Source organism: Lachnospira pectinoschiza, assembly GCF_020564355.1.
Lineage (GTDB): Bacteria > Bacillota > Clostridia > Lachnospirales > Lachnospiraceae > Lachnospira > Lachnospira intestinalis.
Genome location: NZ_JAJCRR010000002.1, coordinates 202479 through 228061 on the forward strand (window position 1 = coordinate 202479; position 25583 = coordinate 228061).

Annotated in this window: 20 protein-coding genes and 1 tRNA gene; 18 read left to right on the forward strand and 3 right to left on the reverse strand. The window is 43.2% G+C overall.

What is annotated here, in order from left to right; translation table 11 throughout:
* Positions 1 to 2 precede the first annotated feature (2 nt).
* From LI288_RS04190 to LI288_RS04245, 12 genes are all read left to right on the forward strand, one after another.
* On the forward strand, positions 3 to 770 hold the full coding sequence (locus tag LI288_RS04190) for an ABC transporter ATP-binding protein (protein WP_227089533.1): 768 nt from the start codon (positions 3 to 5) through the stop codon (positions 768 to 770).
* Entirely contained in the window at positions 763 to 2775 is a 2013-nt protein-coding gene (locus LI288_RS04195; protein WP_227089534.1) for an FtsX-like permease family protein, read from the forward strand. Before LI288_RS04190 ends, LI288_RS04195 begins: the two co-directional genes overlap by 8 nt.
* A gap of 98 nt (positions 2776 to 2873) precedes the next feature.
* Positions 2874 to 2958, forward strand: a tRNA-Leu gene (locus LI288_RS04200).
* A 248-nt stretch (positions 2959 to 3206) separates the two neighbouring features.
* Positions 3207 to 4016, forward strand: coding sequence for a bifunctional hydroxymethylpyrimidine kinase/phosphomethylpyrimidine kinase (thiD, locus tag LI288_RS04205; protein WP_227089535.1), 810 nt, complete (start codon positions 3207 to 3209; stop codon positions 4014 to 4016).
* A 276-nt stretch (positions 4017 to 4292) separates the two neighbouring features.
* Positions 4293 to 4775, forward strand: coding sequence for a hypothetical protein (locus LI288_RS04210; RefSeq protein WP_227089536.1), 483 nt, complete (start codon positions 4293 to 4295; stop codon positions 4773 to 4775).
* Positions 4776 to 4904: 129 nt separating this feature from the next.
* Positions 4905 to 6092 (forward strand): PD-(D/E)XK nuclease family transposase, encoded by a 1188-nt coding sequence (locus LI288_RS04215; RefSeq protein ID WP_227089537.1) that lies wholly within the window; start codon positions 4905 to 4907, stop codon positions 6090 to 6092.
* A 154-nt stretch (positions 6093 to 6246) separates the two neighbouring features.
* On the forward strand, positions 6247 to 7218 hold the full coding sequence (locus LI288_RS04220) for an AEC family transporter (RefSeq protein ID WP_227089538.1): 972 nt from the start codon (positions 6247 to 6249) through the stop codon (positions 7216 to 7218).
* Between the two features lie 73 nt (positions 7219 to 7291).
* Positions 7292 to 7438, forward strand: coding sequence for a six-cysteine ranthipeptide SCIFF (gene scfA, locus LI288_RS04225; RefSeq protein ID WP_012739622.1), 147 nt, complete (start codon positions 7292 to 7294; stop codon positions 7436 to 7438).
* A 102-nt stretch (positions 7439 to 7540) separates the two neighbouring features.
* A complete protein-coding gene (scfB, locus tag LI288_RS04230; protein WP_022432805.1) occupies positions 7541 to 8899 on the forward strand; it encodes a thioether cross-link-forming SCIFF peptide maturase in 1359 nt (452 codons plus the stop codon).
* Between the two features lie 42 nt (positions 8900 to 8941).
* Entirely contained in the window at positions 8942 to 11170 is a 2229-nt protein-coding gene (gene secD / locus LI288_RS04235) for a protein translocase subunit SecD (RefSeq protein WP_227089539.1), read from the forward strand.
* An 88-nt stretch (positions 11171 to 11258) separates the two neighbouring features.
* Positions 11259 to 12977 (forward strand): single-stranded-DNA-specific exonuclease RecJ, encoded by a 1719-nt coding sequence (gene recJ, locus LI288_RS04240; protein ID WP_227089540.1) that lies wholly within the window; start codon positions 11259 to 11261, stop codon positions 12975 to 12977.
* A gap of 56 nt (positions 12978 to 13033) precedes the next feature.
* A complete protein-coding gene (locus LI288_RS04245; protein WP_227089541.1) occupies positions 13034 to 14074 on the forward strand; it encodes an ABC transporter substrate-binding protein in 1041 nt (346 codons plus the stop codon).
* Between the two features lie 163 nt (positions 14075 to 14237).
* Here LI288_RS04245 and LI288_RS04250 read toward each other — a convergent pair whose 3' ends face one another.
* The 3 genes from LI288_RS04250 to LI288_RS04260 all read right to left on the reverse strand — a co-directional run bounded on the left by LI288_RS04250 (position 14238) and on the right by LI288_RS04260 (position 18059).
* Entirely contained in the window at positions 14238 to 15512 is a 1275-nt protein-coding gene (locus LI288_RS04250) for a chloride channel protein (protein ID WP_227089542.1), read from the reverse strand.
* The gene (locus LI288_RS04255; protein WP_227089543.1) at positions 15509 to 15967 is read right to left on the reverse strand and encodes a CYTH domain-containing protein; all 459 of its coding nucleotides are present in this window, start codon (positions 15965 to 15967) and stop codon (positions 15509 to 15511) included. The genes LI288_RS04250 and LI288_RS04255 overlap by 4 nt, the downstream gene beginning before the upstream one ends.
* A 157-nt stretch (positions 15968 to 16124) precedes the next feature.
* Complete coding sequence (locus LI288_RS04260) at positions 16125 to 18059, reverse strand: ABC-F family ATP-binding cassette domain-containing protein (RefSeq protein WP_320055219.1); 1935 nt, start codon at positions 18057 to 18059, stop codon at positions 16125 to 16127.
* 158 nt (positions 18060 to 18217) lie between these two features.
* Here LI288_RS04260 and LI288_RS04270 point away from each other — a divergent pair, with 158 nt between their 5' ends.
* From LI288_RS04270 to LI288_RS04295, 6 genes are all read left to right on the forward strand, one after another.
* Positions 18218 to 19822 carry a DEAD/DEAH box helicase gene (locus LI288_RS04270; RefSeq protein ID WP_022432798.1) on the forward strand — a complete coding sequence of 535 codons (1605 nt, stop codon included), beginning with the start codon at positions 18218 to 18220 and terminating at the stop codon, positions 19820 to 19822.
* A 3-nt stretch (positions 19823 to 19825) separates the two neighbouring features.
* Positions 19826 to 20935, forward strand: coding sequence for a M20/M25/M40 family metallo-hydrolase (locus tag LI288_RS04275; protein WP_227089544.1), 1110 nt, complete (start codon positions 19826 to 19828; stop codon positions 20933 to 20935).
* Positions 20923 to 21606, forward strand: a complete 684-nt coding sequence (locus LI288_RS04280) for a vitamin B12 dependent-methionine synthase activation domain-containing protein (protein WP_227089545.1) — start codon at positions 20923 to 20925, stop codon at positions 21604 to 21606. Before LI288_RS04275 ends, LI288_RS04280 begins: the two co-directional genes overlap by 13 nt.
* Positions 21599 to 24061: a homocysteine S-methyltransferase family protein gene (locus tag LI288_RS04285; RefSeq protein WP_227089546.1), complete on the forward strand. Its 2463-nt coding sequence runs from the start codon at positions 21599 to 21601 to the stop codon at positions 24059 to 24061. Before LI288_RS04280 ends, LI288_RS04285 begins: the two co-directional genes overlap by 8 nt.
* A gap of 213 nt (positions 24062 to 24274) precedes the next feature.
* Positions 24275 to 24916 (forward strand): redox-sensing transcriptional repressor Rex, encoded by a 642-nt coding sequence (locus LI288_RS04290; RefSeq protein WP_436970244.1) that lies wholly within the window; start codon positions 24275 to 24277, stop codon positions 24914 to 24916.
* A 28-nt stretch (positions 24917 to 24944) separates the two neighbouring features.
* Positions 24945 to 25550 carry a hypothetical protein gene (locus tag LI288_RS04295; RefSeq protein ID WP_022432793.1) on the forward strand — a complete coding sequence of 202 codons (606 nt, stop codon included), beginning with the start codon at positions 24945 to 24947 and terminating at the stop codon, positions 25548 to 25550.
* Positions 25551 to 25583 lie beyond the last annotated feature (33 nt).

Consider the following 25583-nt stretch of genomic DNA (forward strand, 5'->3'; position numbering starts at 1 on the left):
ATATGTCATTACTGGAAGTAAGAAATGTAAAAAAAGTATATACAACAAGGCTGGGTGCAAATCAGGTGCAGGCATTAAGCAATGTCAATTTCAGTGTAGAGGACGGAGAATACGTAGCGATTATGGGTGAGTCCGGTTCGGGAAAGACAACGCTGCTTAATATCCTTGCGGCACTGGACCGTCCGACAGCCGGAGAGATTCTTTTAAACGGAAAAAATACCGTAGAAATTAAAAATAAGGAGTTATCGGCGTTTCGCAGGACTAATCTGGGATTTGTTTTTCAGGATTTTAACCTGTTAGATACATTTTCATTAAAAGATAATATCTTTCTGCCGCTGGTGCTTTCAGGAGAACAGTACCCGCAAATGATGCAGAAATTAGAACCGATTGCAAAGAAGCTTGAAATCACGCATTTGCTGGAAAAGTATCCGTATGAAGTATCCGGCGGACAAAAGCAGCGTGCCGCAGTCGCAAGAGCGCTGATTACACAGCCGCAGCTGATCTTAGCCGATGAACCGACAGGAGCGCTGGACTCCCGCTCGACAGACCAGCTGCTGGATTTATTTCAGAGTATTAACGAAGACGGTCAGACCATTGTAATGGTAACGCATTCAACCAAAGCGGCAAGCCGTGCAAAGCGTGTGCTGTTTATTAAAGACGGAGAAGTGTTCCATCAGATTTACAAGGCGAATATGAGTGATGAGGAAATGTACGCAAAGATTTCTGCGGCACTCACGGTCCTTGCAACGGGAGGTGAGCAGGGTGAATAGTCTGTTTTACGCCAAAATGGCAGTGTCCAACATCAGAAAGAACAAAAAAGAATTCTTTCCTTATATAATAATGGGAATTTTCTCAGTGATGATGTATTACATGATGGTTTCGCTGATGAATAACGATGGTATCAGGAAAATGCCGTATTCGGACAATATTCTGGCACTGCTTCCAATTGGATTGTGGGTTGCAAGGATATTTATCGTTGTATTTCTGTTTTATATTAACAGCTTTCTGATGAAACAGCGGTTAAAAGAAATCGGACTTTACAATATTCTCGGCATGGAAAAACGCCATATTGCAGTCATGATGTTTTTTGAAAATGTTTTTGTTTTTATCACGGTCTTTGTATCGGGCATGATTCTGGGAATGGTGTTTTCCAAACTGATGTTTCTGATATTGATGAAAATGATTGCGGTAAGCAGTGTGCCGAAATTCCAAATGGAAATGACCTCGGTGTTTATGACGGGCGGTTATTTTCTGGCAATCTATTTTGTAACATTTTTATACAACCTGTGTAAAATTCATCTGTCGAATCCGGTTGAGCTGCTGCACGGCACGGAAGCCGGGGAAAAAGAACCGAAGACAAAAATTCTGATGACATTGATAGGACTTTGCTGTATCGGTTTCGGGTATTACTTTGCATTAACCACAAAGTCACCGATGGCGGCGATGAATACATTTTTTATTGCAGTCATACTGGTTGTGATTGGTACGTATGCTCTGTTTACGGCAGGCAGTATTGCACTGTTAAAGCTTATGCGCAAAAATAAGCATTTTTATTACCGGACGGGACATTTTTTCAGTATATCCGGCATGATTTACAGAATGAAGCAGAATGCGGCAGGGCTTGCCAACATCTGTATATTGTCAACAATGGTGTTAATCAGCATTTCAACAACCGTATCATTGTATGCGGGAATTCAGACAACAATTGCGGCCAGAAGTCCGAAAGAAATTGATGTGACCGCAAATCTATCAGACTATGAGGATACAGCGGCGGTTGATGAAGAAATTGCGAAGATCAACGAAGCGCATCAGGTTACGGTGAAGGATTATACGGCGGTTCATTCAATGGGAATGATAACGGCTTACGGCGGAGATGGAAAATATACGCTTGCAGACGGCAAAGGACTGGTAATTGCAGATGAAAAACAGGGCGTATATATGGAAGTCATTTCGTTAGATGAATATAACACGGTCTGCCATACAGGAGAAACCTTAAAAGACGGAGAAGTTTTACTGTATACGCAAAATAAGGAGTTAAAAGGACAGACATCCATACAGATGCAGATAGGTACAGCGGTGAATGACTATCAGATTGCATCTTATCTTCCAGAACCGGAGATGGATTTTGGACTCCAGGCTTACAGTGGCGCAGTGAAATGCCTGCTGGTGGTTGTTCCGGGAAAAGAAGACGTGCAAAAGTGGTGGCAGCAGGCACTGGAAGCAGGAAATATGCAGAACCTGCAGTACTGTGTACAGTATAATACCAATCTTTCAAAGCAGGAAAGTCTGAAACTGACAGAAGATTTATACCGGATCGATATAGAGAGTGCCTATGTAGAAGCAGAAAACAGCTATGAGATGGCAGAACAGCTGTATCAGATATACGGCGGGCTGCTGTTTGTGGGACTGTTTATCGGAATTTTGTTCTTAATGGCAACGGCGCTGATTATCTATTATAAGCAGATTTCAGAGGGGTATCAGGATAAAAAACGGTTTGAAATTATGCAGAATGTCGGCATGAGCCTGACAGAGGTTAAAAAGACTATCCGCAGTCAGGTATTGATGGTATTTTTTCTGCCGCTTGTGGCAGCAGGGATTCATATTGCTGTATCCTTCAGGATTATCCAGATGATGGTGCGGATGCTGGCGATGGGTGAAACAAAGCTGTTTGGCATGTGTACTTTGATTACGCTTGGCATATTCTGCGTGATATACGGACTGGTATATGCATTTACCGCAAAATCGTACTATAATATTGTCAGGGTAAAGGCATAAAATATGCAAAAAAATAAAAAAATGAAAAAAACAGTTGACATGAATCAGTGTCAATGGTATTATGTATAGGCGCTGTTGATTACGGCGCTACATAATACGCAGTCGTGGCGGAATTGGCATACGCGCTAGACTAAGGATCTAGTGAGCATTGCGCTCGTGCGGGTTCAAGTCCCGCCGACTGCACTTTGGGTGGCTTGTATCGGATTGACGGTACAAGCCTTTTTTGTGTAATAGGAAATTCTGATAGAATTCCCTATTGCACAAAAGGCACTACGTGCCGGTGATGCGCACTCGCGCGAAGATGTAGTTTGTCGCAAACGACCGCGCTCGGCGCGAGAATGTGCTTTGCACATTCATTTCGATTTATACAGCTATTTGTGCCGTAGACGCCGCAAATAGATTCGGGAGCATTTACGGAAAAGAGGAGAGTTATGAAGACAGTATTGACGATAGCAGGGAGCGACTGCAGCGGCGGCGCGGGGATTCAGGCAGATTTAAAGACGATTGCGGCGCATAAGCTTTACGGCATGAGTGCCATTACGTCCCTGACGGCACAGAATACGACCGGTGTATACGGCATTTACGATGTATCACCGGAATTTTTAAAGAACCAGTTAGACTGCATTTTTACGGATATATTCCCCAATGCGGTAAAAATCGGCATGGTATCCAACAGCGGGCTGATTCAGGTAATAGCAGACACCTTAAAGCAATACCGGCCGGGCAGAGTCGTATTAGACCCGGTTATGGTGTCTACCAGCGGAAGCCGGCTGATTGCACCGGAAGCACAGGAAACACTTGTGACACAGCTTATGCCGCTTGCGAGCGTAATTACACCGAATATTCCGGAGGCGGAAGTGCTTTGCGGCAGAAAAATTGAAAATGCACAGGATATGGAAGCGGCGGCAAAGGCGATTTATGATAAAATCGGAACGGATACGGCGGTGCTTGTAAAAGGCGGACATGAGCGCAATACTGCCAACGACTGCCTTTATACAAAGGAAGGGACGTTCTGGTTTGAAGGAAAGCGTGTGGAAAATGACAATACCCATGGCACAGGCTGTACGCTGTCTTCGGCAATCGCATGTAATCTGGCAATGGGACACACCATGCAGGAGAGCGTGGAAAATGCAAAACGTTACATTACAGGTGCATTGCAGGCGGGCTTAAACCTCGGAAAGGGCAGTGGACCGCTGGAGCATACATACTGGCTGGAAATTCAGGGCGAAAAGCAGGATTAACTGGTAGATAACAGATAATAAAAGAAAATATAAAAGACAAAACCACAGGAACGATGCGTGCTAAACACAGCCGTTTCTGTGGTTTTTTGTTTGTAGACAGAGCGGATTGGAAAATGGTGTTTTTGGAAAAATTTGTGGCAGAGGTGCAGATATATAGAAAACTATTATTATAGTTTTTTTTTATATATAATGGGCGTGGGAATTGGTTGAAATTGCCAATTTCATAATATTACTAAAAGTATAAATATTAAGTTACAGGAGGAAAAGTATTAATGAGTGTACAAATACATTTATGGAACAGCAAGGTGGCTGTGTGACAACAGTGCAACATCAACCACAGAACTGGAACATGGAAGCATGGTGCTTTCAGAACTGGGAGTACCAACATATTATAATGTACCACAGTGGTCAGTCAATGCAGTATATTGTGACGGGATAGGAAAACATAATGAGTTTAACAGAGAGTATTCCAATATCTGTTTTTCAAATGGAGAAAGAATGGAAGATAAAGGTCATTTACATCCTGCATTTGAAGGAGAATTAAATACGACAGAAAAAAGTGACGGAAGAATAACCACATATGGACTGGCATTATATGCCCCAGCCTGTGAATCAAGTATCTGGCATACGAATAAATATACGACCGGAGAGCCGTCAGGAGTACCGGCAGATGATGTAACGAATTATCCGAATGATAATGGGCATCCATATGGAAACAATGTAGTAGAGAAGATATATGAAATCAGGGATATTATATAAATAATTTAAAAAATATATTGACAAAGATTATTATATGAAGTATGGTAAATACATCAATAATATTTATGAGCATTGATGTACATTAATAAATGTTGTTGAACGATGAACAAAATGCGAAAGAGAGGGGCGATGCGATTGCCAAAAAGCACAACAAAATTAAAACAATACTTTCCGATGATTCGCGAGCGGGAGGACATCAAGCAGGAAATCTGTGAGAATCCGAAGCTATTAGAAAAATATCGGGAATGGGATGAAGAACAGCAGGAAGAATTTTTAGATTACTGCACGGGAGTAAAAGGTGTCAAAATTTTATACGATGCGTTCTTTAAAGAAATCATGAATCCCGAAAACACACCGGAGCGGCTCAATGAATTACTATCATTATTGTTAGGACAGAGTGTTACGATAAAAAGAGTGCTTCCGGGCGATTCTACGAGGCTTGCCGATGAACAGTCGCTGTTGATTATGGACATCTTGGTTGAACTTTCCGATACCAGTCTTGCCAATGTCTCTGTCCAGAAAATCGGGTACAGATTTCCGGGACAGAGAAGTGCCTGTTATTCCTCGGATTTACTGCTCAGACAGTATAAAAGGGTCAAAGGCGAAAAGAAAAAAGCCTTCAGTTATAAGGATATAAAATCCGTCTATACGATCGTATTCTTTGAAACAAGTATCAAAGAATTTCACGAATATCCCCAAAACTATATTCACAAATTTAAACAGCAGTCAGACACGGGATTGGAGCTTGAATTACTGCAAAAATATGTGTTTATACCGCTTGACATTTTCCGCGGAATCTACCACAATGATGGTAAGAGCAACGGTAAGAACAGTGCAAACAGGTGCTGGAATAAAACAGAAGCGTGGCTGACATTTTTAAGTACAGATGAACCGGAGATTATCATTGAATTAATCAGTCAATACCCGGAGTTTAAAGAGATGTACGAAGAAATCTATGTCATGTGTCAGAATGTGGAAAAGGTGATGGAAATGTTTTCAAAGGAATTGATTCAACTGGATAGAAATACGGTGCAGTACATGATAGATGAAATGCAGGATACGATTGACGTTCAGAAAGAAGAATTGGAAGCAAAGCAAGAAACCATTGACACACAGAAGGGAGAACTGGAACGGCAGAAAGCAACTATCAGTACGCAGAAGAATGAACTTGAAGAACAGAAAACAACCATTAATACTCAAAAGGAAGAACTAGAGGCTAAACAGAATACCATTGACACACAAAAAGATGAAATTGAAACAATGAAGCAGCAATTACAGTCAGTCATGGCACAGATTGAACAGTTAAAGAAACAGTAAAGACTCCGCAAAACTTTAACAGAGCAGAACAAAGGCACAGTTGTTGTAAAAACAGTATCATTCTTGACAATTCCCTCAAAAAATATCACAATATATGGTAAAATGCGTTAGAAATTAATACAGATTATAAGGTGAAAAGGGAGAAAAGATAAGAATGGATAGTTTTATTTACAGTATTAATGCAACAGTGCCGATTTTTTTGGTAATGATTGTCGGCTGGGTGATAAAACAGCTTGGTGTGATTGATGAACATTTTGTCAGTAAGGCGAATAAATATGTGTTTCATGTAGCGCTGCCAGTGCTGTTATTCCAACAGATTTCAAGTGCAGACATGACATCGCAGTTTGATATCCGGTTTGTGCTGTACTGTATGCTTGCAACAACAGCATTTTTCGTAATTATATGGGTGGTGACGGAACTGTTGATGAAGGACGATACGCAGAAGGGAAGCTTTGTGCAGTGTGCCTGCCGGAGCAGTGCGGCAATTCTTGGCATGGCATTTATTCAGAATATGTACTCATCAACCGGCATGGCACCGTTGATGATTGTATCAGCCGTTCCGTTATTTAATATTTATTCGGTCATTATTCTGACATTAAAAGCACACCCGGAGGTAAAAACAGGCAGTGCGGTCAAGAAAGAGCCACACAGTGCGGTAATTAAGAGAGCCTTTATCAATGTCTTAAAAAATCCGATTATTATAGGAATCGTACTGGGACTGCCGTTTTCATTACTACATGTGCAGTTCCCGGTGATTATTAATAAGACGCTGACAAGTATCGCGCAGACGGCGACACCGATAGCGCTGATTGTAATCGGTGCGGGTTTTGAGGGCAGAAAGGCAATTAAAAAGATTAAGCCGACCGTAATTGCAACCTTTATTAAGCTAATCGGTATTGCGGCAGTCTGCCTGCCGATAGCTGTTGCCATGGGATACCGCAATCAGGAGCTGGTGGCAATTCTTATTATGGTGGCATCACCGACAACCGTGAGCTGCTATATTATGTCGGAAAATATGGACAATGACGGTGTGTTAGCATCCAGTATCATTGTACTTACGACGTTACTATCCTCTATTACGCTGACCGGCTGGATTTACCTGTTACGCAGTATGGGGCTTATCTGATATAAAACAGTTGAAATGAAAACAAGGCTATGATATAATAAACGTTAGTTTATAAACAAAAGGAGGTATTGTCGTGAAGCATATTAAGACAATCAGCAACCGCGTATTGAAAGATACAATGAAGCACGGCGGATGCGGCGAATGCCAGACATCATGTCAGTCAGCTTGCAAGACTTCTTGCACAGTAGGTAATCAGAGCTGCGAGAACAAGAATAACTAATGTAATTGATAAGAGAGTGTTAAGGTTTTATCAACACTCTCTTTCTTTCGCAATAGGATTATTGTGCAGACAGCAATTAAGAAAAGAAATGGAAAATTAGAAATGGTACATCAGTATAAAAATAATGGTTATAACATCGTGCTGGATGTCAACAGTGGTTCAGTACATGTTGTAGATGATATGGTTTATGATATCATCGCACTTTATGAGAAGATGCCGCTTGATACAATTGTTGAGGAACTTGAAAACAAGTACCCGGAAAATGATATCAGAGAGGCTTATTCTGAAATAGAACAGTTAAAAGAAGCAGGACAGTTATTTACAGAAGATATTTATGAAAATTATATCGATGCATTTAAAGACAGACCGACGGTTGTAAAGGCACTCTGTCTGCATATTGCGCATGACTGTAATCTTGCCTGTCGCTACTGCTTTGCAGAAGAAGGCGAATATCACGGCCGCAGAGCGTTAATGAGCTTTGAAGTCGGTAAAAAAGCGCTTGACTTTTTAGTTGCCAATTCCGGTTCCAGAAAGAATCTGGAAGTCGATTTCTTCGGTGGAGAACCGACAATGAACTGGGAAGTTGTAAAACAGCTTGTTGAATACGGAAGAAGTATTGAAGAAGCGAACAACAAAAAGTTCCGTTTTACGCTTACAACCAATGGAATCCTGTTAAATGACGAGATTCTTGAATTTGCAAATAAAGAAATGTCCAACATCGTATTAAGTATCGATGGACGAAAAGAAATCAATGACCTGATGCGTCCGACAAGAAACGGACACGGAAGTTCTTATGATATTATCATGCCGAAGTTTAAGAAAGTTGCAGAGAGCAGAAACCAGATGAATTATTATGTAAGAGGCACCTTTACGCATAACAATCTGGATTTCTCAAAAGATGTTCTGCATCTGGCAGATGAAGGATTTGAACAGATTTCCGTAGAACCTGTTGTTGCACAGCCGACAGATTCATATGCAATCAGGGAGGAAGATATTCCTTATCTTTGTGAGCAGTATGACATGCTTGCAAAAGAACTGGTTAAGAGAAAGAAAGCCGGCAACGGTTTTAATTTCTTCCATTTTATGATTGATTTAAACGGCGGTCCATGTGTGGCAAAGAGATTATCCGGCTGTGGTTCGGGCTGTGAGTATCTTGCAGTGACCCCGTGGGGAGATTTTTATCCATGTCATCAGTTCGTTGGAAATGAAAAGTTTCTGATGGGAAATGTTGATGAAGGAATCACAAGAACAGATATCCGTGAAGAATTCAAAAACAGCAATGTTTATTCTAAGGAAAAATGTAAAAAATGCTTTGCAAAGTTTTACTGCAGCGGCGGCTGTGCGGCCAATTCATACAATTTCCACGGCAATATCAACGATGCTTATGATATAGGTTGTGAATTGCAGAGAAAAAGAATTGAATGTGCGATTATGATAAAAGCAGCACTGGCAGAGGATTAAACGGACCAAAATGAACAATGTGGAGAAGGAGTAACCGCAAAAATGAAGTATAACATGACAAAAAAAGTCTGCTACTCCATCATCATTGCAGCCATGGCAATCGGATTTACACTCATTGCTATCTTTGGTATTGATGAAAATGGTTCAGGTAGTGCAAAAGACATCAATCTGGGTTTGGACTTAGCAGGCGGCGTAAGTATTACTTACGAAATTCAGGAAGACAATCCTACATCACAGGATGTCGATGATACGATTTACAAGCTGCAAAAGCGTGTAGAGGGTAAGAGTACAGAATCACAGGTATATAAAGCCGGTGATAACCGTATTACAGTTGAAATTCCGGGTGTTACGGATGCCAACGAAATTTTACAGGAACTCGGTACACCGGGTTCATTGGAATTCCTTGATTCAGACGGCTATGCAGCATGGGCAAACGGCGAAGAATACACACCGCTGCTTACCGGTTCTGATGTGAAGGGCGCCCAGGCATACACAGATACCTCATCAAACTCATCAAGTTCATTTGGTGTACAGCTTACATTTACAGATGAGGGTTCTACAAAATTTGCCGAAGCCACTAAGGCAAACTTAAATAAAATTATTTATATTGTATATGATGGTGAAGTAAAGAGTGCACCGACTGTACAGTCAGAAATCACAGGCGGAACAGCTTCCATTACCAATATGGAATCTTATGAATCAGCCGACACACTGGCAACTTTCGTAAGAATCGGTTCAATTCCGCTGACCTTACAGGAAGTAAGTTCTAACATCGTAGGTGCACAGTTAGGACATGATGCGATTACGACCAGCCTTTATGCAGCAATTCTCGGTCTGGTTTTATTATGTGTATTTATGATTGCAGTTTACCGTATTCCGGGTGTTGTCGCAACGATTGCATTATGGATTTACACAGCAGGTGTATTAATTTTAGTAAGCGTATACGATCTGACACTGACACTGCCGGGTATCGCAGGTATTATCCTCGGTATCGGTATGGCAGTTGATGCAAATGTCATTATTTATACACGAATCCGTGAAGAAATTGCAGCGGGCAGAGCCGTTGAAAGTGCCATTACAACCGGTTACAGCAAAGCGCTGTCAGCGATTGTCGACGGTAATGTGACAACACTGATTTCCGCAGCTGTTCTTTATATTTTCGGTTCAGGTCCGATTAAGGGCTTTGCAACGACACTGGCAGTCGGCATTGTAGCTTCAATGTTTACGGCACTTGTAATTACAAGAGTGATTATGAAGCTGCTTTATAACTTCGGATTTACCGATCCAAAGTGGTATGGCAAGACCGTACATAAAAAGACCTTTAACGTACTCGGTATCAGAAAATGGTGCTTTATCGGTTCAATTGTTGTCATCGTGGCAGGATTTATCGGTATGGGTGCATTTTCCGCAGCCGGTAAGAAGACTTTAAATTACAGCCTTGAATTTGTCGGCGGTACAACAACAACCTTTACATTTGATAAGGAATACACACAGGCAGAAATCGAAAATGACATGATTCCGATTATCAAAACAGCTGCAAATGTAACGGAAGTACAGCAGCAGAAGGTACAGAACAGTACAAAGGTATCCTTTAAGACAAAGGATTTAACATTAGACCAGCGTGAAGCAATGGAAAATGCAGTAACTGCAAAGTATCCGGTTCAGGATGGTACAATTGTAGAATCTGATACAATCAGTTCATCTGTCAGTGCAACGACGAAGCGTGATGCGTTTGTATCCGTCATTATTGCAACCATTTGTATGCTGATTTACATCTGGTTCCGTTTCCGTGATATCCGCTTTGCGGCAGCCGCTGTTATTGCGCTGATTCACGATGTATTGATTGTGTTGACTTTTTATGCACTGGCAAGAGTATCTGTCGGAACAACGTTTATTGCATGTATGTTGACAATCGTCGGATATTCTATCAACGGTACAATCATTATCTTTGACAGAATCCGTGAGAAGTTAAAGAGTGCCAATGCAAAGACCGATATTACAGAACTTGTAAATTCTTCAATTACATATACATTTACAAGAAATGTCAATACGACACTGACAACACTCATTATGCTGGTATGCCTGTTAATCTTCGGCGTTGCATCTGTAAAAGAGTTTGCAGCACCATTGATTGTGGGTATTCTGGCAGGTGCTTATTCGTCAATCTGTATCACAAGTGCATTGTGGTATATCATGGGCGGAAAGAAGCGCGGTATTGTGAATGAACAGCCTGTAAAAGCAAAGACTTACGAAGACGGCGCGCAGGTTTAAGACACACTGAGCAGTAAAAGTAAATTTGAGAAATCTGACAGGGGATTCTAAATAAAGAGTCCCCTGTTTTTTTTAGAATGGAGAGTAAATGAAAAGTAAGTGGCTGGTATATGCCAAAAAAGCGGATTTTAAGGCGATAGAGCAAAAATACGGAATTGACCAGGTGATTGCGCGGATTATGCGCAACCGTGACGTCTGCACCGATGAGGAAATGCAGATGTATTTAAACGGCAGTATCGATGGACTGCACGCACCGGAATTGTTAAAGGATGCACAAAAAGCGGTAGATATTTTAACGGAAAAAATCGCACAGCATAAAAAAATCCGGATTATCGGGGATTACGATATTGACGGGATTTGTTCGATTACAATTCTTTATAAAGCATTAAAAAAGGCTGGCGCAGACGTGGATTACGTTGTGCCGCACCGGATTACGGACGGATACGGGATTAATGAACATTTAATTGACAATGCGGCTGCAGAGGGGAAAGATACGATTCTGACCTGTGATAACGGTATTGCGGCAATTCCACAGATTCAGTATGCAAAGGAACACGGGCTTACGGTGATTGTAACCGACCACCACGATATCCCGTTTATCGAGGAAAACGGCGAAAAGAAACTGCTGACGTCCTGCGCCGATGCAATAGTAGACCCGAAACAGCCGGACTGTGAATATCCGTTTGATAAAATCTGCGGCGCGGTTGTGGCATACAAGGTCATGCAGATTTTATATGAAAAACTGGGACTGGACAAGACGGATTTTAAAGAATATACGGAACTTGCGGCAATCGCAACGGTCGGCGATGTCGTGGATTTAAAAGATGAAAACCGTGTCATCGTAAGACAGGGACTGGCATGGATTGCAACGACAAAAAATACCGGACTGCGGGCGCTGATTGGAGCCTGCGAGCTGGATGCGGCTCATTTATCGGCATATCATATCGGATTTATTATTGGACCGTGTTTAAATGCCAGCGGACGGCTTGACACGGCACAGCGCGCAATTGAACTATTGTTATGCACCGAACCCGGTAAGGCGCATGAAATGGCACAGGAATTGCGGGAATTAAATGAAGAACGCAAAAATATGACGGATACGGAAGCGAAAAAAGCAATTGAAATGGTCGAAGGAACGGATTTGTATGAAGATAACGTGTTGGTGGTGTATCTGCCGGAGTGCCATGAGAGCGTGGCGGGGATTATCGCAGGCCGTTTAAGAGAGCATTTCTACAAGCCGTCGATTGTCATTACCGATGCGGCGGACGGCGCAAAGGGTTCGGGGCGCTCGATTGAAGGCTATAATATGTTTGAAGAAATCACAAAATGCAAGGAACTGCTTACAAAATTTGGCGGACATCCGATGGCGGCGGGCTTATCCCTGCCGACGGAAAATATTGATTTGTTCCGTGCGAAACTCAACCGCCAGCAGACGTTGACAGAAAAAGAACTGACACCGGTGACCTGGATTGATGTTCCGATGCCGGTTTCGTATGCAAGTAAAAAGCTGGTGGAACAGCTCCGCGTACTAGAGCCGTTTGGAAAGGGCAACGAAAAGCCTGTTTTTGCCGACAGAAAGCTTACGGTGCGTTCCGCCAATATGATTGGAAAAAACAAAAATGTATTAAAAATGCAATTGGAAGATACGCAGGGACACGTTGTTGATGCAATTCAGTTTAAGGTTGAAGAAGAAGATATGCCGCTTCGCGGAAAAGAAATCTCCATTGTGTATTACCCGGATATTAATGAATTCAGGGGAAATCAGACATTACAGTTTATCGTTCAGGAATGGTGCTATACAACTTGATATTGCATAAAAAGTATGCTAAGGTAGGGATGAAAACAAGCAAAGGAGAGCAGAAAATGAGAAAAGGCGTAAAAGTAACCGCACTGCTTCTTGGTGCAGTCCTGCTTTTGGGACTGGCGGCATGCGGTAAAAAAAATGTGCAGAATCCGCAGACAACAGCGGCAGGCAGTGAAAATACAGCGGAAACCACAGCAGTTTTGAAACAGCAGATTAAAGTAGCGGCATTAAAAGGTCCGACGGCAATCGGCATGGTACAGCTGATGGAAAATGCCAAAGAGCAGACTGCTAAAAATGATTATGAATTCCAGATTGCGGCGACGGCAGATGAATTCAGCGCAGACCTGATTAAAGGCAATGTAGCGCTGGCGGCGCTTCCGTGTAATGCAGCAGCAACCCTGTATAATAAGAGCAACGGTAAAATCAGGATATTAGGAATTAATACGCTGGGTGTTTTATCAATTTTAGATACAGGCGATTCGGTGCAGACAGTTGCAGATTTGAAGGGAAAGACCGTTTATACAACGGGAAAGGGAACGACACCGGAGTATACCCTGCGTTATCTGTTAAGCAGTGCCGGATTAAATCCTGACAGTGATGTGACAATCGAATTTAAATCCGAAGCGGCAGAAGTAGCGGCAGTCATGGCAAATGCAGGCACGGAAGAAGTGATTGCAATGCTCCCACAGCCGTATGCAGCAACGGTTTTAATGCAGCAGCCGGATACAAGACTTGCACTCGATGTCACCGAAGAATGGGAGAAGTTAAACGGTTCAGACAGCACCGTTGTTACAGGCGTTCTTGTGGTGAATACCGAATTTTATAAAAACAACCGTCAGGCAGTCGATGATTTCTTAAAAGAATATAAATCATCAGTTCAGTATGTAAACAGCAATGTGGACGGTGCGGCACAGCTCGTTGAAGATTTTGATATTTTCAAAGCGGCAGTGGCTAAAAAGGCAATTCCGAAGTGTAATATTACATTGATTACAGGACAGGAAATGCAGGATAAAGTTGAAAAGTATTTAAAGGTACTTTGCGATGCCAACCCGAATGCCGTAGGCGGTCAGATGCCGGATGACGGTTTTTATGTAAAATAGATAGATTTGTAAAAACAGTATTTATAGAGGTATTTGCAGGTATATTTTCAGATAAAAAACACGATAAATAAAAACAGCCGTTTTTTCGGTGACATACCCGGTCAGAAATCCTGCCGGATAAAGCACTGTAAACGGCTGTTTTTGCATATATGAAACATGCATTTTAATGTGTATTGCGGTTGATAAATTCCGTACGGTATTTGGAATACATAATTTTCTGGCTGTTGTACAGACTGTAATAGCCGGATAAAAGATAGCTTACGGCAATACAGAGCGCACAGTATTTCATGCCCGCCATATCAAACATTTCAATCGCAAGAATCAGTGATGTAATCGGACAGTTTGTGACACCGCAGAACACACTGACCATGCCGCAGGCGGCACAAAGCCCCGCAGGCAGACCGAAAAATCCCGATAAAAAGCTGCCGAGTGTCGCACCGATAAAAAGTGTCGGTACGATTTCACCGCCCTTAAAGCCACCGCCGAGCGTGACGGAGGTGAAAAGGATTTTCAGTAAGAATACATACCATGCACAGCGGGCTGTGAAGCTTGAGGCAATCACAGGCGCACCTGCGCCTAAAAAGTCCGTTGTCTGAAAGATGAAGCGCAGTGCAATCACCAAAAGTCCGGCAATAAAAATGCGGATAAATGGATTTTCAAAATAAGTTGTATAAAGTCTGGAAGCTGTATGCAGTGCTACGCAGAACAGAATACTTACGCAGGCAAATAATACGGACATTAAAAGCATTTTGCCGCCGGAAGCGATTGTAAAATCAGGCAGTTCACCGAGTGCAAAATGTGTTCCGGCAATGCCGAAATATTTTGCAATGCTCTGCGCCGTGAGTGCAGATACCACACATGGTACAAGTGCTGCGTAATACATCACGCCGACACTGATGACTTCCATCGAAAAGACGGCAGCGGCAATCGGTGTGCCAAACAGAGCGGAAAAACAGGCGCTCATGCCGCACATAATCATAATACGCGTGTCTTTGTCATCAAAGTGCAGGAGCTTGGCAAAAAAGTTGCCAAGCGAACCGCCGACCTGCAGTGCCGCACCTTCACGTCCCGCAGAACCGCCGCAGAGGTGTGTCAGCAGGGTGGAAAGAATAATTAACGGCGCAACGTGTACCGGAACTTCGTCATTGGACTGGATAGCCGTAATGACAAGGTTTGTTCCGGTATTGCGGGTTTCCCCGGCAAGCCGGTAGCATAAGACAATCAGCAGTCCGGCAACCGGCAGTCCGAATAAAATCCATGGGTTTGTTTCGCGGAATACCGTGACCAGTCCCAATAGTTTATAAAAAAATGTACCGATAAGTCCGAGGACAACACCGCAGACAACCGAACAGGCAAGCCATTTGATAAAAGTCGTCACCGCAAACATCAGGCGGTGCAGGACAACCTTTATTTCATCTGTGTTAAAGTTTGTTTTCATGGTTTTGTCACGGCCTTTTTACTCATATTGCTGTTGTGATAAGCCGCGTCCATGGTGACATCCTTCGTAAACCATGACGGCGGGATATAAGCATTGGCTTCCTCAATGGATTCAAATTCAACTTCGGCGAGTGTCAGTCCCGAAAACACACCTTCAAATAAATCCAATTCAATCGTTTTCCCTGTTCCGTCCGGGATTTCATAGCGTTTTTTGGTGATAATATTGCCGTCTGCCTTGGCAAGCAGATGTTCATAGGACTCCGCTGTCAGCGGCAGGTTGTATTCTTCGCGTGCCATCATCCCACTGCCTTTGTAGGTTAGATAATAGGAATCGTTATCTTTTCTGACCCGTACAACAGGATGGGTTGAAAGGTAGCCCTGTTCAATGACACGGCAATGATAGTCCTTTAAATTTGCCGGTACTTCCGATACCAGATATTTGCGTTCAATTTCCATAATATTCTCCATTCCGCAGGCATTTTAATGCCGGAGGAATCGCGAACGGAATTAATTAATTCCGTTCTGCGATAAAAAGCGGATTTGTGACGCCTGCGGCACAAATCGCTGTGTGAAAAATCTTAGATTTAAGGATTTTTCACACTATTCCTCATTCCTATTCCGACAGTTCTTCCCACTTTTCATACAGCGCATCGAGTTCCTCGGAAAGCTTCGTGCTTTCCTTGTGCAGTTCCAAAAGACGTGCCGTATCGGTACAGACCTCCGGAAGTGCGGATTCTTCCTCAATTGCTTTTAAGCGGTCTTCAATGACGGTAATCCGTTCTTCGGTTTTTTTCAGCTCATTTTTTTTCTTCTTTAACAGTGCCTGTTCTTCCTTAGACTGTTTCCAGTCCGCTTTTGCAGATTCCTTCTGGGCGTTTTTCTGTGCGGCAGAAACGGCGGAAGAAGAATCAGCCGGTTTGCCGGCAAGCGCGGCGGCTGTCAGGGCATCTTTCTTTTCAATATAATAATCGTAGTTGCCGATGTAATTGACGGTTGTCTGTCCGACCAGCTCAATAATACGTGTTGCCGTGGTATTGATAAAATAACGGTCGTGCGATACATATAAAACCGTACCGGTATACGAATTTAACGCATTTTCAAGAATTTCCTTTGAAACCATGTCTAAATGGTTGGTTGGTTCATCTAAGATTAAAAAGTTTGCGTTGGATAACATCAGTTTTGCCAGTGAAACACGTCCGCGTTCTCCACCGCTTAAATCACGGATATACTTAAACACATCGTCATTCGTAAACAAAAATGCCGCAAGGGTGTTGCGGATTTGTGTATTGTTTAAATCCGGGTAGGCATCCTGCAATTCGTCAAACAAGGTTTTGTCCGGGTCTAATACGTGGTGCTCCTGGTCGTAGTAGCCAATCGTTACTTTAGAGCCGAGCTTGATTTCACCGGAGTCGGCAGGCAGAATATCGTTGATAATTTTTAAAATCGTTGTTTTTCCCGTACCGTTATTGCCAATCAGGGCAACCCGTTCCCCGCGCTTAATGTCAAAGCTGATGTCAGTAAAAAGTGTATTGTCGTCAAATGCTTTGCTTAAATGCGAAACGCTTAAAACATCATTGCCGCTGATAACGGACGGATTCAGCTCGATATTCATTTTGTCGTTTATTTCTGCCGGTTTGTCGACAACTTCCAGCTTGTCCAGCATTTTTTCACGGCTTTCGGCACGTTTAATGGACTTTTCACGGTTAAACTGCTTTAATTTTGTGATAACCTCCTGCTGATGCTTGATTTCCCGCTGCTGGTTTAAATATTCCTTTAATTGCATATTGCGCAGAATCTTTTTCTTGTCGGCATAAGCGGTATAATTGCCGGAAAATACCGTCACATGTGTATTTTCAATTTCAATAATTTTTGTGACAATTCTGTCAAGGAAGTAACGGTCATGCGCAACGATGATGACACTGCCGTTATATCCAAGCAGATAATTTTCAAGCCAGCGGATAGACTCCATATCTAAGTGGTTAGTCGGCTCGTCCAGTAAAATAATATCCGGCTTGGAAAGCAGAAGCTTACCAAGCGCAACGCGCGTCTTCTGACCGCCGGAGAGGGTATTGACAGGCAGGGAGAAATCATCTTCTGTAAATCCGAGACCCTTTAACACACCGACAATCTCACTTTGGTACGCATAGCCGTTTTCCAGTTCAAACTGGTGGTTCATTTTGGTGTACTGGTCTAACAGTGTATCTAACTGTTCACCTGTGGCATTTTTCATCTGCTGTTCGGTTTCGCGGATTTTTTCTTCCAGTGCGATAATGTCTTTTTTTACGGAAAGCAGTTCGTCATAAATTGTACCGTCAGAAGAAAGATTCTGATGCTGTGCAAGATACCCTAAAGTCTTATCTTTAGAAATCGTGACCGTTCCGTCATCTGCGGGAAGCCTGCCCATAATGATTTTTAAAAGAGTGGATTTACCGGCGCCGTTTGGTCCGACAATCGCCGCTTTTTCCCGTTCTTCTATATGAAAAGAGCAGTCGGAAAGAATCGCATCCGTTCCGAAAGTCTTTGTGATGTTGTTGCATGATAAAATCATAATGCAAAGATTCCTTTCGTATCGTAAAGTCTTTTATCATTTATTATACATGAAAAGACAGGGGTTGTCATGTAAAAATATTTTGACTTTGCACGCGTTCTTAGTATATACTTATAAAGTTGCACATTCATTAAGTAGAAACAGATAGAGGATTATAGATGAAATTTGAAGAATTAAATATCGATGAGAGAATATTAAGAGCAGTGGAAGACATGGGATTTGAGGAAGCATCACCGATTCAGGCAAATGCGATTCCTGCGGTGCTTGAAGGTAGGGACGTTGTCGGACAGGCACAGACCGGTACCGGTAAAACTGCCGCATACAGCATTCCGATGTTACAGAAAATCGACCCGGATTTAAAAAAGGTGCAGGCAATCGTACTCTGCCCGACCAGAGAACTTGCTGTGCAGGTATCTGAAGAAATCAGAAAGCTTGCCAAGTACATGAGCGACATTAAGGTACTTCCGGTTTACGGCGGACAGGAAATTGTCAAGCAGATTAAGTCATTAAAAGCAGGCGTGCAGATTGTAGTCGGTACACCGGGACGTGTAATGGACCATATGAGAAGAAAGACCGTAAAGTTTGACCACGTTTCCATGGTTATCTTAGATGAAGCCGATGAAATGTTAGACATGGGTTTCCGTGAAGATATGGAAACGATTCTTACCGATACACCAAAAGACCGTCAGACCGTGCTTTTCTCCGCAACGATGCCGAAAGCCATTATGGATATTGCAAAACGTTTCCAGAATGATGCACAGGTCATTAAAGTTGTCAGAAAAGAACTGACGGTAGAAAATATTGAACAGTATTATTACGAAGTTCGTCCGAAGAACAAATGTGAAGTGCTTTGCAGACTGATTGACATTTATAATCCGAGATTATCTGTCGTATTCTGTAATACAAAGCGTCAGGTAGACGAACTCATTTCCGATTTAAAGGGCAGAGGATACTTTGCCGACGGAATCCACGGCGATATGAAGCAGGCACAGCGTGACCGTGTGATGGCAGATTTCAGAAATGGAAAGACTGAGATTTTAATTGCAACAGATGTTGCGGCAAGAGGCATAGATGTGGATGACGTGGATATTGTATTCAACTACGATTTACCGCAGGACGAAGAATACTATGTACACAGAATCGGAAGAACAGGCCGTGCGGGCAGAGAAGGTCTGGCACTGACATTTATATCAGGAAAAGAAGTTTATAAGTTAAAGGATATCGAGCATTACTGTAAAACAAAGATTAAGGCAAAGCCGATTCCTTCATTAGATGATGTAAAGAATACAAAGCTGGAAGTGCTTTTTGAAAAAATTAAGGAAACCATTGCAGAAGGCGGAATTTCTGATATGATAGAAATGGTTGAAAATCATGTCAATGATGAAGATTATACTTCAATGGATATGGCGGCGGCGCTTTTAAAAATGGTTATTGGCGATTCGCTTGACAGAGATGATGATGTGGAAGAAGTCCATTTTGATATGTATGAGGACGATAACCGCATGGTACGTCTGTTTATCAATGTGGGTAAGAAAGATAAAATCAAGCCAGCCAATATTTTAGGTGCGATTGCGGGCGAGAGCGGTATGCCGGGTAAATTAGTCGGTGCGATTGACATGCTTGACAATTATACCTTTGTAGAAGTCCCTGCAAAACATGCCGATAAAGTATTAAAGGCAATGTCCAATGCAAAGATTAAGGGCAGAAGCATTAATATCGAAAAGGCACAGGGCGGCAGAAAGAAGAAGGGAAGACGCAAGTAAATCATGAATGCGGCAGAGATTGAAGAACTGCTGATTAAGCTGGTGCAGATTCCGGCGCCGACAGGCAGGGAACAGAAAAGGGCAGAATACATTACAGACTGGTTAAAGGAATTGGGATACCACCCGTTTACAGATGCGGCAGGCAATGTCATTGTGGAAATGAAGGTGCAGGAGGGCGGTTATACCGTACTTATGGCACACATGGATACCGTGTTTGAAGATGTAGACATTTCTGTAGTAAAAAATGCAAACATCCTGAGTGCGCCCGGAATTGGCGATGATACGTGCAATGCCGCCTTTTTAATGGCGGTAATGAAGACACTTATCGGGCAAAAATGTAGACCTTTAAAGAATCTGCTGTTTGTTTTCGACACCGGTGAAGAAGGACTTGGCAACTGCCGCGGAACACGACAGCTCATGCAGGATTATAAGGATAAGGTAGATGAGGTTATTTCATTTGATTTAGGCAGTGATGCGGTTTGTGTCAAAGCGGTCGGCTCAAAACGCTACCGTGTGACAGTGACGGCGCCGGGCGGACATTCATTTCACGCCTTCGGACAAAAAGGTGCGATTGAAACGGCGGCAGAAATTATTCATGAAATTTACCGCATAAAGCCCTGCGAAGGCACGCAGACAACGTATAATGTCGGAATGATAGAAGGCGGTACCTCGGTCAATACGATTGCACAAAAGTGTACATTTCTTGCAGAAGTGCGCTCCGATGATGCACAGGCACTGCAAAAGATTGACGGACAGCTCTGCAATATTTTTGATTTTTTTAATAATGCAGAGGGGTTTGCTAAAGTGCAGATATCGTATGAACTGACCGGTTTCCGTCCGACAGGAAACGGTGTACCCGAAGCGGCACAAAAGGCACTTGCGGATACGGCAGCAGAAGTCATCTGCCGGTATACGGGTCGAGAGCCGGTACGGCGCAGTGGTTCAACGGACTGCAATATCCCGCTGTCCATGGGAATCCCGGCGGTCAGTTTCGGCGGCTACAGAGGCGGCGGTGCGCATACAAGACAGGAGTGGGTTGATGCCGGCTCATTTGAAGAAGGCTATAACATTATATTAGCATTTATAGGAAAATATTTTATATGGAAAGACTGATACAATTAGACAATCTGAACAGGCAGGAAGCTCTGCGGTATCTTGGAAGCGGCGGGCAGACTCCGGATGATGCGTTTATGGCATTGATGAAAGACTGTGAAAAAACGGTGCTTGCACAGGCAAGACCGCGTTATGTCTACCGCATTTTTGACATCAGGGAATGTGAGGAGGGCGTGTGTGCGGAAGGCACGGATTTTATACTGCGCGGCAATTCTATAAAAAAGCATTTAAAGGGCTGTGAAAAGGCAGCATTTTTTGCGGCAACCATATCGGACGGAATCGACAGACAGTTACGGATTGCACAGGTATCCGACATTACGAAAGCATTTGTAATGGACAGCCTTGCAAGTGTGGCAGTCGAGCAGGTATGTGATAAATTCGAGCAGATTTTAAAAGAACAGACACAAGGGTATTATCAGACGTTCCGGTTCGGGCTGGGCTACGGCGATCTGCCGATTGAACAGCAAAAAGATTTTGTGGCACTGCTCAATGCTCCAAAGCAGATTGGATTAAGTGTCAGCAGTTCATTTATGCTGATTCCGACAAAGTCCGTGACGGCCGTTATCGGGCTGTCGAAAGAACCGGTAAAAGGTGTGGCAAGAGGCTGTCAGACCTGTAATATGAGAGAAAAATGTCAGTACAGAATAAAGGGTGGTCATTGTAATGGATAAAAATTTTAGGGAACTCTTGAAAAAAGAATACGTTGTATTTGACGGCGCAATGGGAACAATGCTTCAGGCGGCAGGCATGAAAATGGGCGAAACACCGGAAGTATTAAGTATTACCCAGCCACAGCTTTTAGTCGGGATTCATGAAAAGTATCTGCGTGCGGGTGCAGATGTCATTTATGCCAACACATTCGGTGCAAACCGTTATAAGCTGGAAGAATGCGGAAAAAGTGTTGATGAGATTGTAAAGGCATCCATTAAAAATGCAAAGCAGGCATGTGAAAATGTCAATCCGCAGGCACTTGTCGCTTTAGATGTTGGTCCGATTGGACAGCTTTTAGAGCCGACCGGTACACTTTCTTTTGAAGAAGCTTATGATATGTACCGTGAAATCGTCGAAGCGGGCAGCGCGGCAGGCGCAGACCTTGTCGTTTTTGAAACCATGACCGATTTGCTTGAATGTAAAGCGGCGGTACTTGCGGCAAAAGAACATTCGGATTTACCGGTAGCGGTTACAATGACTTTTGAAATCAATCAGAGAACTTTCACAGGCTGTTGTATTGAATCCATGGCACTGACCCTTAGCGGACTGGGGGTAGATGCGCTGGGTGTCAACTGTTCGTTAGGACCGGCAGAATTAGAGCCGGTCGTTGCAAAGCTTTCCGAGTGGACAAACCTGCCGATTATCGTGAAACCGAATGCGGGACTTCCCGACCCTGTTACCAATGAATACAATGTATCGCCGGAAGAATTTGCACAGATGATGAAGAACCTGCGCAAATACGGCATTAAAGTATTCGGCGGCTGCTGTGGTACAACACCGGATTTTATCCGCTGTGTATCCGAAATGCTGCATACGGACGGCAATGCAGGTTTCTGGCATGAAAAGGAAATTCCGGCAGCAGTCTGCTCACCTACAAAGGCAGTGACAATTACGGAACCGCGTATCATCGGGGAACGTATCAATCCGACCGGTAAGAAGCTGTTTAAGGAAGCCCTGCTGCGCGGCGATATGGACTACATTTTAAATCAGGCATTGGAGCAGATTGGTGCGGGTGCGGATATTCTCGATGTTAATGTCGGACTGCCGGGAATTGATGAAAAAGAAATGATGATTTCTGCCGTAAAGTCTATTCAGGCAATTGTTGATGTACCGTTACAGGTGGATTCCACGATTCCGGAAGTATTAGATGCGGCACTCCGTGTATACAACGGAAAGCCGATTGTCAATTCGGTCAACGGCGAGGAAAAGTCCTTAAAGGCAGTGCTTCCGCTTGTAAAAAAATACGGTGCGGCAGTTGTCGGTCTTACACTGGATGAGAATGGAATCCCGCCAAAGGCAGAAGACCGTTTTAAGATTGCACAGCGTATTTTAGAGCGTGCGCAGGCAATCGGTATTCCAAAGGAAAATGTCTATATTGACTGTCTGACACTGACGGCTTCCGCAGAGCAGGAAGGTGTTATGGAAACGTTAAATGCAGTTTACCGTGTAAAACATGAGTTAGGCTTAAAAACCGTACTGGGCGTGTCAAACATTTCCTTCGGTCTGCCAAACAGAGTGTTAGTCAACCACATTTTCTTAACCATGGCGCTGCAAAACGGCTTAGACCTTCCAATTATCAATCCGAATATTCCGGAAATGACGGGGGCGGTCAGAGCTTACAAACTGCTTGCCAATATTGATAAAAATTCAGTGGATTATATTAAAGCCTATGCCAATATGCCAAAGGTTGAAAAAATCAATCCGGCGGCAAAACCGGCAGCGGGAAGCACAGGTGCGGCAGGCAGTGCGGCACCGGCGGGTGCACAGACGGCAGCTGTACCGGCAGGTGACTGTAAAGAGCAGTTATTCCATGCGGTTTATGCAGGCTTAAAAAATGAGGGTGCGAACCTCACAAGAGAACTGTTAAAAGACAATGACTCCATGGTAATTGTCAATGAAGTGCTGATTCCGGCACTGGATAAAATCGGCGAGGACTTTGAAAAGGGAACGCTGTTCCTGCCGCAGCTGATTATGGCAGCTTCCGTTGCACAGGCGGCGTTTGAAGTCATTCGTGAACATATGGTGCAGAGTAACGCCGCACCGGTCAGCAAAGGCAAAATCGTCATTGCAACCGTCAAAGGTGATATTCACGACATCGGTAAAAATATTGTAAAGGTTCTGCTTGAAAATTACGGCTATGACGTGATTGACCTCGGAAAAGACGTGGAATATCAGGCGGTCGTTGATGCAGTCCGTGAAAATGATGTCAAGCTGGTCGGACTTTCTGCTCTGATGACAACGACACTCGTTTCCATGAAAAAGACGATTGAACTGCTTCATGAAAATGAGCTGGATTGCAAAATTATGGTAGGCGGTGCGGTTCTGACACCGGAATATGCCAAAGAAATTCATGCCGACTTTTATGCAAAGGATGCCAAGGAATCCGTAGATATTGCAAAAAGAGTGCTGGGGTGATATAATAAAAAGTATTATAATAATCACGGATTGTTTCGTGCTGCGCACTCTCACAATCCGGCCCGCTATTCGCATATCGTGGGATTTCATCCCACTTTTATGCTTATAGCGGGCGGGTCCCAAGGTCGTTCACCCACATATGAGCAAGCTCATGTGGGTTCAGACCTTTTGACCCTGGTATCCGAAGATACATTGAAAAGAAAGCATGGTGACATGAGTATGGAAGAAACAAAAAAGATATCAGCTGCGGTAATCAGACGTCTGCCACGATATTACAGATATCTGGGCGAACTGAATGAGAGCGGAGTACAGAGAATATCTTCAAAGGAATTAAGTGCAAAGATGAAAGTAACCGCTTCACAGATTCGTCAGGATTTAAACAATTTTGGCGGCTTTGGACAGCAGGGTTACGGTTATAATGTGAAGTATCTTTATGATGAAATTGCCAAAATTTTAGGAATTGACCGCCCGCATAATATGATTATTATTGGTGCGGGTAACTTAGGTCAGGCAATTGTCAATTATGAGGACTTTGAAAAACGTGGATTTGTGATTAAAGGAGTCTTTGATAACAATCCGGAGATGGAAGGAAAGACAATCCGTGGAATCCCGGTGATGATGATGGATGCCGTTTCTGATTTTATTAAGAGAAATGAAATCGAGATTGTAGCACTGACGATTCCCAAAAAAGCAGCAAAAGAAGTCGGTAAGCTGGTAGCAGATGCCGGAATTAAGGCAATCTGGAATTTTGCCCATACAGATTTGAATCTTCCGGATGAAGTCATTGTTGAAAATGTACATTTATCAGAAAGCCTGATGCGCCTTTCGTATACCATTGCAAATGAAGGACGGTAGAAAAAGATTTACAAAGGGGGAATAGCGGATGGCACAGCTTACATATAAGGCAATGAAGGATAATGCGGCTTTGAAAAATCTGCCGATTTTAACGCTTGACCAACGGTGGTACAGACTTGTGCCGGAATCTGTAAAAACGGATGAAATCCGTTACTGGGAAAAACGTGTCAATGAACTGCTCAAAAAACAGGGGCAGGTCAACGAAGACCTGATTCAGGTAAAAAAGATTAGGAAAGGATTGTTCCGGGGCATTGTTAATCATATGAACCAGAATGACGAAGATCCGAAAAAGCAGAAAATTATGGATGAAAGCCAGCGGCTGATTTATGAAGCAAGAGATAAAATCTCCCAGCTAGAAGATGAATCGGACGAAGTGCCTAAAAAACTTCGCATAGCAAACATGCATCTTTTTTTTGAAACAGTCAAAATGTGTTATGAAAAAATCAACCGCAACAATAAAGACCTGGAGCGGCTGGAAGCATGGATTGAAGACACGCGGATTAAACTTAAGAAAAATTTACTGGTCAAGCAGGACAAAGAGGATATGAACGAGCAGATGTATTCTTATATGCATGCGATCTTAGGTCCTGAAATCATGAGTGAATTAGACCGGTTAAATGAGAATGATGAATAGAAGAAAGCTGCTGTGCGGGAAGAAGTCCGTATG